Here is an 11,114-nt window from a genome sequence, read left to right on the forward strand (position 1 = left end):
AGCGAGTGCCCACCCAACTGCCGAATCCGGCAATTGGGTGGGCACTCTTTGGCTTAAGACCCTTTAGGCGTAGGCGTTCACGAGGTGCACCGCGCCGCCGTCGACGCCCTTGGCGCCCTGGACGTAGTCCGGGCCGCTCTTGATGATCGAGTCCGAGTCCGCGGCTACGGTACCAATGATCCACGACGGCAAACCGCGCTCGTTGAGGCGGGCCACGGCGGCGTCGGCGATTTCGGGGGACACGATGGCCACCATTCCGACACCGAGGTTGAGCGTGCGCTCAAGGTCGGCCAGCGGCACATTGCCGAGCTCGGAGACCAGCTTGAAGATGGCCGGCAGTTCCCACGTGGCGCGGTCAACCGTGGCCACGAGGCCCTGCGGCAGGACGCGGGCCAGGTTGGCTGCGAGGCCACCGCCGGTGACGTGGCTGAAGCCGTGGACGGCCGGCGCAGTAGCCAGGCCGCTGACCGGGAACGCGCGGGCGAGGTCCAGGCAGTCGGCGGCGTAGACGCGGGTGGGCTCCAGCAGTTCTTCGCCCAGGGTGCGGCCGAGTTCGGAGACTTGGCGGTCCAGGGCCCAGCCGGCGTGGTTGATCACGCGGCGGACCAGGGAGTAGCCGTTGGAGTGCAGGCCCGAGGAAGCCATGCCGATCACGACGTCGCCGGCGCGGACGCGGTCCGGGCCAAGCAGGGCGTCGGCTTCGACGACACCGGTAGCCGCACCGGCGACGTCGTACTCGTGCTCACCTAGCAGGCCCGGGTGTTCAGCGGTTTCGCCACCCACGAGGGCAGTGCCCGCCACGGAGCAAGCGGCGGCGATGCCGCGGACGATGTCCGCGATGCGCTCGGGGACAACCTTGCCGCACGCGATGTAGTCGGTCATGAAGAGCGGCTCTGCACCCACCACCACGATGTCGTCCACCACCATGCCGACCAGGTCGAAGCCGATGGTGTCGTGGATGTCCATGGCCTGGGCGATGGCAACCTTAGTGCCGACGCCGTCCGTGGACGTGGCCAGCAGCGGCCTCTTGTACGTGAGCAGCTTCGAGACGTCGTACAGGCCGGCGAAGCCGCCGACGCCGCCGAGCACCGAGCTGTTGTGGGTCGCCTTGACGGCGTCCTTCATGAGTTCGACGGCGCGGTCGCCCGCTTCGACGTCGACGCCGGCGGACGCGTAGGTGATGCCGGTTGTGTTCTCAGCGGCGGAGGATGCGGAGGTCATACAGACTCTTTCTTATCGGCGTCGGTCAGCAGGTTCTCAAACTCGGCGTCGGGTCCGGGATCACAGCCCGTGGCACCGGGCTTGTTGGCCGGGTCGTCCGAGTCCGCGGTTACGGCTTCGGCGGAGATGCCCGACGTCGGCAGCCCGCCGAGGTCGGTGCGCTCCAGGAGGTTCTTGCCCAGTTTGTCCGAACCCGGAAGTGCGATGGGGTACTGGCCGGTGAAACAGGCGGTACAGAGGCGTTCGCGCGGCTGCTGGGTGGCGCCGATCATGCCGTCTTCGGAAATGTACGCCAGCGAATCCGCTCCGATAGCCTGGGAGATTTCCTCGATGGTGGCACCGTTGGCGATCAGTTCAGCGCGGGACGCGAAGTCGATGCCGTAGAAGCAGGGCCACTGGACGGGTGGGGAGGAGATCTTGACGTGGACGGCTGCGGCGCCGGCCTCGCGGAGCATCCTGACGATGGCGCGCTGGGTGTTGCCGCGGACGATCGAGTCATCCACCACCACCACGCGCTTGCCGCGGATCACGGATTCGAGGGCGTTGAGCTTGAGCCGGATGCCGAGCTGGCGCAAGGTCTGCGAGGGCTGGATGAACGTGCGGCCCACGTAGGAGTTCTTGACGAAGCCGTGCGCGAACGGGATGCCGGATTCCTCGGCATAGCCCACTGCCGCCGGAGTTCCGGATTCGGGGACCGGGATGACGATGTCCGCTACCTGGGTGTTTTCGCGGGCCAACTGGCGGCCCATCTCCACGCGGGACTCGTACACGGAGCGCCCGGCAATCGCAGCGTCGGGGCGCGCAAGGTAGACGTACTCGAAAACGCAACCGGCCGGCGTCGCTTCCGCGAAACGCTGGGAACGGACGCCGTTCTCGTCAATGGCGATGAACTCGCCGGGCTCGATCTCGCGGATGAAGCTCGCGCCGACGGTTGCGAGGGCGGACTGCTCCGACGCGACAACCCAGCCGCGCTCGAGGCGGCCAAGGCACAAGGGGCGGATGCCGAAGGTATCGCGGGCGGCGTAGAGGGTGCCTTCGTCCATGAACACAAAGCAGAAGCCGCCCCGGATCTTGGGAAGCAGCTCAAGCGCGGTTTGTTCGAGGGTCTTGCCCTCTTCGCCTTCGAGGAGGGCGGTGACCAGGGCCGTGTCCGAGGTGTTGCCCTGCTTCATTTCTCCGGTCAGCTGACCGCCGTTGAGTTCGAGGATCATTTCCCGGAGCTCAGCGGTGTTGGTCAGGTTGCCGTTGTGCGCGAGGGCAACGGTGCCTGTGGCCGTTGCGCCCAAGGTGGGCTGTGCGTTTGCCCAGTGGCTTGCTCCGGTGGTGGAGTAGCGGCAGTGGCCGACGGCAAGGTGCCCGGTGAGGGTGTTCAGGGTTGTCTCGTCGAAGACTTGGGACACGAGGCCCATGTCCTTGTAGACATTGATGCGCTTGCCGTCACTGGTAGCAATACCAGCCGATTCTTGTCCGCGGTGCTGCAACGCATACAGCCCGTAATAGGTGAGTTTTGCTACTTCTTCGCCCGGCGCCCAGACCCCGAAGACGCCACAAGCGTCCTGAGGTCCTTTTTCGTCGGGGAGAAGATCATGAGAAAGTTTTCCGTCGCCACGTGCCACTGGTCAATTGTCGCATGATGTTGGCGTGGTACTTTCCCTCACGCGACATTGTGACCGGGATCCTATGCCTCGGCGTCGTCTGTCGGGTTGGGTACAGACTCGACGACGGCACGCCGGGAGCGCTGCACGCTGAGCTTGTCGAGGACGAGGGCCGCGATGGCGCCCAGCAGCACGCCGCCCGCGGCGAAGCTCACAAGGAAGAACCCGAACACCGCCCCGGTGTCGAAACTCTCGTCGCCCGGGATCCCGTAGGCCACGAATGCGGCGACGATGATGCCGAGGACCCCGCCCAGTCCCATGAATGGAACAAACTTCGGCGCACGGCGGACCGTGATCCCGCGGCGTTCCGCGGTGGCGCTGTCCTGTGGCGCGGCGTTGTGTGCCGTGCTGCTGTGTGACGTGCTGTTTTGTGACGTGCCGTCGGCGTTCGAACCCTCAGAAACCATGCCTTCCAGCTTACCGTTTCGAGAAGGTTGGTTTGTGGTCTGAAGTCAGACCATTGACAGATCGATGTGAAGTGGGTCACTATCGATGCGAGCGGTGTCGGCCCGTTCCCCCTTCCGTTTAGAAAGAGAATAATCATGAGTGATCGTTCTACGGCAGCGAAGGTGCAGGCTGTGCAAGACGCAGATGCTGCGGCCCTCGCCGAGCTTGGCTACAAGCAAGAGCTACATCGCGGCATGTCCGGCTTCTCCAACTTCGCAGTCTCGTTTTCCATCATTTCGATTTTGGCTGGCTGCATCACCTCCTTCAGCATTGCGCTCAAGTCCGGCGGCCCGGCTGCCATCAACCTGGGTTGGCCCATCGTCGGTCTCTTGGTCCTGTGCGTGGCCCTTTCCATGGCCGAGGTTTGCTCCCGGTACCCCACAGCCGGTGGCCTGTATTTCTGGGCGGGCAGGCTCGCCAAACGTAACAAGAGGGCCTGGGCCTGGTACGTCGGCTGGTTCAACTTCCTCGGTGAAGTCGCCGTCACGGCTGCGATCGACTTCGGCTGCGCCACCACAATGATGGCTTTCGCGGCCCTGACTTTCGGCGTCGAGCCCACCCCTGGCGGTACGTTCGCGCTGTTCGTCGTCCTCATGGTCATCCACGCCCTGCTCAACAGTTTCGGCGTCAAGATTGTCAGTTTCCTGTCCAATGTCTCGGCCTGGTGGCACATCGTGGGCGTCGCGATCATCGTGGCGGCGCTGTGGATCATGCCTACGAGCCACCAGTCCTTCGACTGGACGATGACCGCGTGGCACAACGAAACCGGCTTCACCTTCGGGCCGTACGTCTTCCTCATGGGCCTGCTCATGTCGCAGTACACCTACACCGGCTACGATGCCTCGGCCCACGTTGCCGAAGAGACCAAGAACGCAGCCATTGCGGCCCCGAAGGGGATTGTCATGAGCGTCGTCATCTCCATCATTGGTGGCTGGATTCTGCTCTACTCACTCGTCGCGGCGATCCCGAACGGCTCAGAGGACGGCCTGACCACCCTTGGCGCTACGCCGACCGGCTTGCCGCCCGCACAGATTTTCCTGGATGCGCTGGGCAACCCCGGCGTAGCGAAGTTCCTCCTCGCCATCGTGGTGGGAGCACAGTTCTTCTGCGGCATGGCGTCAGTGACCGCCAACTCACGCATGACCTACGCTTTCTCCCGCGACAATGCATTGCCAGGCTCCCGCATCTGGGCCAAAGTCAACGCCCGGAGTGGTACCCCCACAAATTCAATCTGGCTCTGCGTTGGCTGCGCGATTGTGCTCGCGTCCCCCGCCCTGTTCAATACAACCGCGTATTTTGCCGTGACGAGCGTGGCCGTCATTGGCCTCTACATCGCGTACATCACCCCGGTGTTGCTCCGCAGGCTCAACAAGGACTTCGTACCGGGCCCGTGGCACCTCGGGAAATGGAGTCCCATCATCAACTGGGTAGCGATTGTGTGGGTCGCCATCATTGTGATTCTTTTCGTTCTTCCGCCCGTCGCAGATATCACCATCGACACCTTCAACTACGCGCCGATCGCCGTCGTGGTCGTCTTCCTCCTTGCCACCGTGCTGTGGTACACCACGGGGCGTCGGACGTTCATGACGAGTGCCGAGCAGGAGCACCTGACGATCGACGCGGATAAGCTGCTCAACTAGCAACACTCGCGGGCCGCCGGCGGTTCTCCGCCGGTGGCCTCCCAACAAGGAAGGCCACCATGTTGTTCGCCGAACCGATTGAATCCCCCCTGCTGGAGACGGTCTTGCTTCCCGTACGCGGACACATGGCCTTCGAATCATGTGTCGAGCACTTGGGATCGGCAATCCAGTTGGGGATCTTCAAAACCGGCGAGCGTCTCCCGCCCGAGCGCGACTTGGCCGAGCGCATGCAGGTCTCCAGGGCCACCCTGCGGGAAGCGATCAGTGCGTTGCGCGCAGCGGGCTTCGTCACGACTGTCCGGGGGAGAGGTGGCGGAACCATCGTGGAACCGGTTGGCAACGCGCGGCCGCCGGAGCGCCTCGACAACAAGGACCGGCAGGGGGAAATCAGCGACATCCTCATCTTCCGTTCCGTGATCGAACCCGGGGCCTGCCAGCGGGCGGCCTCGATGCGGCTCAGCGAGGATCAGCGCCAGCTCCTGATTGATTCCCTGGCTGAAGTTGAAAACGCGGGTTCACCGGTGGAATACAGGCAAGCGGACGCCCGCCTCCACCTGGCCTTTTCAGCTGTTGCGGGGTCGTCCGAACTGAACAAAGCCAGCACCACCATCCAGACCAAGATCCACGAATTCCTGGCGGAAATCCCCTTCCTGCAACGGAACATCGAACATTCAAACCAAGAACATCGATTGATAGTGCAGGCCATCCTCGACGGCGAGCCTGCAGCGGCCCGAAGCGTCATGGAATTGCACTGCGAATCCACCGCCGCACTACTCAAGGGACTACTGAAATGAGCAGCACCATGAACGACATTTCGAACACCGTAGATACCACAGTTCACCCTCGCAATGACCGTATGCTCACCGTTGAGCAACTCAAGGCGCAGATTGGCGAGGGCGCCATAGACACGGTGATTCTCGGCTTCACCGACATGCAGGGCAGGCTCCAGGGCAAGCTCCTCCACGCGCAATTCTTCCTGGATTCCGTCCTGGAGCATGGCACCGAGGGCTGCAATTACCTCCTCGCCGTTGACACCGAAATGAACACCGTGGATGGCTATGACATTTCCTCGTGGGAAAAGGGCTATGGAGACATGCTCTTCGACATGGATTTGGACACCATCCGCGTGCTTCCCTACCGCGAGGGGAGTGCGCTGATCCAGTGCGATCTGTCCACGACCGACGGCACCCCGGTCTCAGTTTCACCCCGCGCCATGCTCAAGCGCCAGACGGCCAAGGCGGCTGAGCGCGGTTGGAAGGCACTTGCAGGAACCGAGCTTGAGTTTGTGGTCTACAACGACTCCTACGAGCAAGCGTGGGACCTGGACTACAAGCACCTCACGCCTGCCAACCAATACAACGTGGACTACTCGCTCCTGGGATCCGGCCGTGTTGAACCCCTGCTTCGCCGGATCCGGAACGAGATGTACGCGGCCGGCATGACAGTGGAGTCCGCAAAGGGTGAATGCAACTTCGGCCAGCACGAGATCGCCTTCAAGTACGACGAGGCGGTCACCACGGCGGACAACCATTCCGTCTACAAGACCGCGGCCAAGGACATCGCCCATGACATGGGCCAATCCATTACCTTCATGGCCAAGCCCAACGAGCGTGAGGGCAATTCCTGCCACATCCACCTGTCCCTTCGCGGGCTCGACGACGAGCTGGTCTTCTGGGACAAGGCCACCGGCGCCCGCACCAAGACCTACGACCACTTCATCGCCGGCGTGCTGGCCACGATGCGGGAATTCACGCTCTTCTACGCTCCCAATATCAACTCCTACAAACGGTTCGTCAAAGGCTCCTTCGCTCCGACGGCGGTGGCCTGGGGCCTCGACAACCGCACCTGTTCCGTGCGCCTCGTGGGGCATGGGCAGAGCGCACGGCTGGAAAACCGGCTGCCGGGTGGCGATGTCAACCCGTACTTGGCACTGTCGGCCATGCTTGCCGGCGGCCTTTACGGAATCGAAAATGAGCTCGAACTCGAACCGGCAACCACCGGCAACGCCTACATTTCGGGCGCTCCCACCGTTCCGACGACGATGCGGGAAGCCCGGGATCTGTTCGCCAACTCCGTGATCGCCAAGGAAGTCTTCGGTGAGGAAGTGGTGCGGCACTACGTGAACTACGCCGACGTCGAACTGGCAGCTTTTGAGTCCGCCATCACGGACTGGGAGCTCCGCCGCGGCTTCGAAAGGCTGTAGGCGATGACTCAGACCGAAGCACCTGCTCCTGCACCGGATTCACACCGGCCTCCCCGCATCGCGTTGACCACCTATCTTCAGAACGCGAAATGGGGGGTTTGGGACGCGCAGGCAGCCGTGCTGCCGGCAACATATTTGGAGGCCGTCGTAGCGGCCGGCGGAACGCCTCTCCTGCTGCCGCCCATCGGCACCGACACTTCGGTCCTTGACTTCGTGGATGGCCTCATCGTGGCGGGGGGCGCCGACGTCGACCCCGGAAACTACGACGCCGAGCCCCACCCGAGCACTCGCAGCCAGCCCGAGCGGGACGAGCACGATATCGCCTTGACGTTGGCGGCCTTGGAGAAGGGCATTCCGCTCTTTGCGATCTGCCGCGGCGCGCAAATCCTCAACGTGGCCCTGGGCGGAAACCTCATCCAGCACGTGCCGGACGTGCTGCCCGAGGCGAACTACCAACCTGCTCCCGGAGTCTACGGGGAGGTGGAGTTCCGCACGCAGCCGGGCAGCATCAGCGCGCAACTACTAGGCGAAAAGGCATCGGCTCCGGTCTATCACCACCAGATTCTTGACCGGGTTGCCGAAGGCCTTTGCGTCACCGCGCGTGCGGCGGATGGAACGGTCGAGGCCGTCGAATCGACCCAGGGAAGTTGGGCGTTGGGCGTTCAGTTTCATCCGGAACAAAATCCTTCCGACCTGCGCCTCTTCGAAGGATTCATTGAGGCCGCCAGAAGGTACCGGGACGGGGAACTCTACGCTGAGCGCCTCGACCCATCGACGGAATTCAAAGCGACAGAAAAGAGCTGGGCGTGAGTGCCACAACTTTTGACATCATCAATCCGGCCACCGAAGAGTTCCTTCAAACCGTTGAGCTGGCATCCCTCGCCGAAACGGACGCGCTGATTGCCCGCGCGACCGCCGCCTTTGAGACCTGGCGGAAAGTGTCGCCGTCGGACCGTGCACTGCTCCTGCGCCGGTTCGCGGCCGCCGTCGACGCCGATCTGGAGAACCTCGCGCAACTGGAAGTCCGCAACGCGGGGCATACGATCGGCAACGCCCGCTGGGAAGCGGGCAATGCGCGCGATGTCATCAGCTACTACTCGGCGGCTCCCGAGCGGCACTTCGGGAGGCAGATCCCCGTTGCCGGAGGCCTCGATGTGACGTTCCACGAGCCGCTGGGCGTGGTCGGCATTATTGTGCCGTGGAATTTCCCCATGCCGATCGCGGCGTGGGGCTTCGCTCCGGCACTCGCGGCAGGTAACACGGTGGTACTCAAACCCGCGGAACTTACGCCGCTGACCGCGATGAGGCTCGGCGAGCTGGCGCGCGAGGCCGGCCTGCCCGACGGCGTGCTGACGATCATCCCCGGGAAGGGCTCCGTGGTGGGGGCGCGCTTCGTCACCCACCCCGCGGTGCGAAAGGTCGTCTTTACCGGGTCCACCGGGGTCGGCAAGCAGATCATGGCCGGTTGTGCCGACCAGGTGAAGCGCGTGACCCTCGAACTGGGTGGGAAGAGCGCGAACATCGTGTTCGCCGACGCCGACCTTCCCGCCGCTGCTGCCGCAGCACCCGGCGGCGCGTTCGACAACGCCGGCCAGGACTGCTGCGCCAGATCCAGGATCCTGGTGGAAAAATCGGCCTACGATGCCTTCCTCGAGCTCCTGGAGCCTGCTGTCCGGGCTGTCAAAGTCGGCGACCCGGCGGATGAGAGCACGGTCATGGGGCCCTTGATTTCCGCCCGGCAACGGGAAACCGTCGCAGGCTTTGTGCCTTCGGGAGCGCCCATAGCCTTCCAAGGCGAGGTGCCCGAAGGGCCGGGATTCTGGTTCCCGCCCACCGTCCTGGCACCCGACTCCTTCGACGATCCGGCGGTGCGTGAGGAGATCTTCGGACCTGTCGTCGTCGTCGTACCCTTCAACGACGAGGCGGACGCGGTACGGATTGCCAATGACACCGAATACGGCCTTTCTGGATCGATCTGGACCCAAGACATTGGGCGGGCCTTGCGCGTGGCCCGCGGGGTGGATGCCGGAAACCTCTCGGTGAATTCCCACTCTTCAGTCCGGTATTCGACGCCGTTCGGCGGCTTCAAGCAATCGGGCCTGGGCCGCGAACTGGGTCCCGATGCCCTCGATTCCTTCAGCGAAGTAAAGAACGTCTTCATCGCGCACTGAACCCACCAACTTTGGAAGCCCCATGATTCAAGGAGAGATCACCATGACCGAATTCATTTCAAACCGACTCAAGGACCGCACAGCCGTCATCACCGGCGGAGGCAGCGGGATCGGTTTGGCCACGGCAAAGCGTTTCGCCTCGGAGGGTGCCAACGTGGTCATCGCCGATATCGATCCGGCAGCCGGAGAAGCAGCCGCGGCTGCCGTCGATGGCATCTTCGTGAAGGTCAACGTCACAGACGAGCAGGAAGTCATCGACCTCTTCGCCGCCGCCAAGAGCCATTACGGCAGCGTGGATATCGCGTTCAACAACGCGGGCATTTCGCCGCCGGACGATGCATCCATCCTCGACACCGGAATCGAGGCCTGGCGCCGGGTCCAGGAGGTCAACCTGACGAGCGTCTATTACTGCTGCAAATACGCGCTGCCGTACATGTTGGAGCAGGGCAAGGGCTCGATCATCAACACCGCGTCCTTCGTGGCTGTGATGGGTGCGGCAACCTCGCAGATATCCTACAGCGCGTCCAAAGGCGGCGTGCTGGCCATGACCCGTGAGCTCGGCGTCGAATTCGCGCGCAAGGGGGTGCGAATCAACGCGCTGTGCCCAGGACCGGTCAACACCCCGTTGCTGAAGGAACTCTTCGCCTCCGATCCGGAGAGGGCCGCGCGGCGCTTGGTCCACGTGCCCTTGGGCCGTTTCGCGGAGCCCGAGGAACTGGCCGCTGCGGTCGCCTTCCTGGCAAGCGACGACGCCTCGTTCATTACCGCTTCGACCTTCATGGTTGACGGCGGAATCTCGGGAGCGTACGTCACCCCGATCGACTAGAAGGTTCCCGTCGATTGCTCCCCACCGGCCTCCTCGCCGGCCGGTGGGGAACCGATGGGCTAGCTTCCCCGGTATGTGGAGAACGCGAAGGGGCTGAGCAGGAGCGGCACGTGGTAGTGCTCGCCGGCGTCGGACACCGTGAAGCTCAAGTCCACTTCCGGGAAAAAGGTGTCCACGCCCTGTGCTTTGTAATACGGACCGGTCGCGAAGTTCAGGCGGTAACTGCCGCCGTCGACCCGCTCAGGGCCCAGATCCTTGATCCGGCCGTCCGCGTCAGTGGTGCCGCTAGCCACGTGCCTCCAGTTGTCGCCGTCGCGCACGGAGAGAACGACGGCGACGCCGGCCGCCGGGCGCCCGGAACCGGTGTCCAGGATATGGGTGGTGATCTGGGAAACGCTCATTTGCTGGGCACTCCTTCGCTGCTCGCGCTGGCTTCGCTGATGACGCCGGCAAGGCGCAGCAATGCGATTTCGCGCAATTGTCCGGCCACGATCACGTCTTCTTCTTCCGCGGTATGGCTCAGGCGCTCGTGGAGGGAGGCCAGGATGTCGTTGGCTGTCCGTCCTGCTGCGCGGATGAGGAAGACGCGGCCGAACTTGGCCTCGTACTCGCGGTTGCCTTCGGCCAGGGCGGTGACGACGCCGTCATCGCCGGGGTCGACGCCGGCCTGTTCGGAGCGGGACATCGCGGCTTCGGTGGTCTGTGCCTTGGGCCGTTCGCCGATCCGAGGGTGGTGGGCCATCGCGGCCGCCACTTCGTCCGACGTGAACGGCTCGGCGGTTTCCCGGGCGAAATCGAGCAAGGAGTCCAAGCCGCTGAACGGGCGCGCATCTGCTACGTGCTCCACCCAACGCTGGATGTCGAGGCATGGGCGGAGGACGTCGATGGCGTCCGCACGGTCCACGCTGTTGAATACTTCAAGCTGCATGCTTGTTCATTCCTCGTGCGAGT

At 63.7% G+C, this 11,114-nt stretch carries 11 protein-coding genes; 6 read left to right on the forward strand and 5 right to left on the reverse strand.

Going from position 1 to position 11,114, the window contains the following annotated elements:
* Positions 1–63: 63 nt before the first annotated feature.
* The 3 genes from purM to QRN52_RS11990 all read right to left on the reverse strand — a co-directional run bounded on the left by purM (position 64) and on the right by QRN52_RS11990 (position 3,283).
* On the reverse strand, positions 64–1,221 hold the full coding sequence (gene purM, locus QRN52_RS11980) for a phosphoribosylformylglycinamidine cyclo-ligase (RefSeq protein WP_284752945.1): 1,158 nt from the start codon (positions 1,219–1,221) through the stop codon (positions 64–66).
* A complete protein-coding gene (purF, locus tag QRN52_RS11985) occupies positions 1,218–2,837 on the reverse strand; it encodes an amidophosphoribosyltransferase (protein ID WP_284752946.1) in 1,620 nt (539 codons plus the stop codon). Before purF ends, purM begins: the two co-directional genes overlap by 4 nt.
* 62 nt (positions 2,838–2,899) lie before the next feature.
* Positions 2,900–3,283: a hypothetical protein gene (locus QRN52_RS11990; RefSeq protein ID WP_284752947.1), complete on the reverse strand. Its 384-nt coding sequence runs from the start codon at positions 3,281–3,283 to the stop codon at positions 2,900–2,902.
* Positions 3,284–3,418: 135 nt separating this feature from the next.
* On the opposite strand from QRN52_RS11990, the gene QRN52_RS11995 reads away from it, so the two are divergent.
* Genes QRN52_RS11995 through QRN52_RS12020 form a run of 6 tightly spaced genes read left to right on the forward strand, consistent with a single transcriptional unit; the run spans position 3,419 to position 10,163 of the window.
* Entirely contained in the window at positions 3,419–4,963 is a 1,545-nt protein-coding gene (locus QRN52_RS11995; RefSeq protein WP_284752948.1) for an amino acid permease, read from the forward strand.
* Between the two features lie 59 nt (positions 4,964–5,022).
* Positions 5,023–5,757 (forward strand): FadR/GntR family transcriptional regulator, encoded by a 735-nt coding sequence (locus tag QRN52_RS12000; protein WP_284752949.1) that lies wholly within the window; start codon positions 5,023–5,025, stop codon positions 5,755–5,757.
* Entirely contained in the window at positions 5,754–7,166 is a 1,413-nt protein-coding gene (locus QRN52_RS12005; RefSeq protein ID WP_284752950.1) for a glutamine synthetase family protein, read from the forward strand. The genes QRN52_RS12000 and QRN52_RS12005 overlap by 4 nt, the downstream gene beginning before the upstream one ends.
* Before the next feature lie 3 nt (positions 7,167–7,169).
* Entirely contained in the window at positions 7,170–7,976 is an 807-nt protein-coding gene (locus tag QRN52_RS12010) for a gamma-glutamyl-gamma-aminobutyrate hydrolase family protein (RefSeq protein WP_284752951.1), read from the forward strand.
* Positions 7,973–9,337 (forward strand): aldehyde dehydrogenase family protein, encoded by a 1,365-nt coding sequence (locus tag QRN52_RS12015; RefSeq protein WP_284752952.1) that lies wholly within the window; start codon positions 7,973–7,975, stop codon positions 9,335–9,337. Before QRN52_RS12010 ends, QRN52_RS12015 begins: the two co-directional genes overlap by 4 nt.
* 43 nt (positions 9,338–9,380) lie before the next feature.
* Positions 9,381–10,163 (forward strand): 3-oxoacyl-ACP reductase, encoded by a 783-nt coding sequence (locus QRN52_RS12020; RefSeq protein WP_234754369.1) that lies wholly within the window; start codon positions 9,381–9,383, stop codon positions 10,161–10,163.
* Positions 10,164–10,222: 59 nt separating this feature from the next.
* Here QRN52_RS12020 and uraH read toward each other — a convergent pair whose 3' ends face one another.
* Together uraH and uraD are read right to left on the reverse strand one after the other, a co-directional pair.
* Complete coding sequence (gene uraH / locus QRN52_RS12025; protein ID WP_265979873.1) at positions 10,223–10,564, reverse strand: hydroxyisourate hydrolase; 342 nt, start codon at positions 10,562–10,564, stop codon at positions 10,223–10,225.
* Entirely contained in the window at positions 10,561–11,091 is a 531-nt protein-coding gene (gene uraD, locus QRN52_RS12030) for a 2-oxo-4-hydroxy-4-carboxy-5-ureidoimidazoline decarboxylase (RefSeq protein ID WP_284752953.1), read from the reverse strand. The genes uraH and uraD overlap by 4 nt, the downstream gene beginning before the upstream one ends.
* Positions 11,092–11,114: the final 23 nt, after the last annotated feature.

Source organism: Arthrobacter sp. efr-133-R2A-120 (genome assembly GCF_030209835.1).
Lineage (GTDB): Bacteria > Actinomycetota > Actinomycetes > Actinomycetales > Micrococcaceae > Arthrobacter.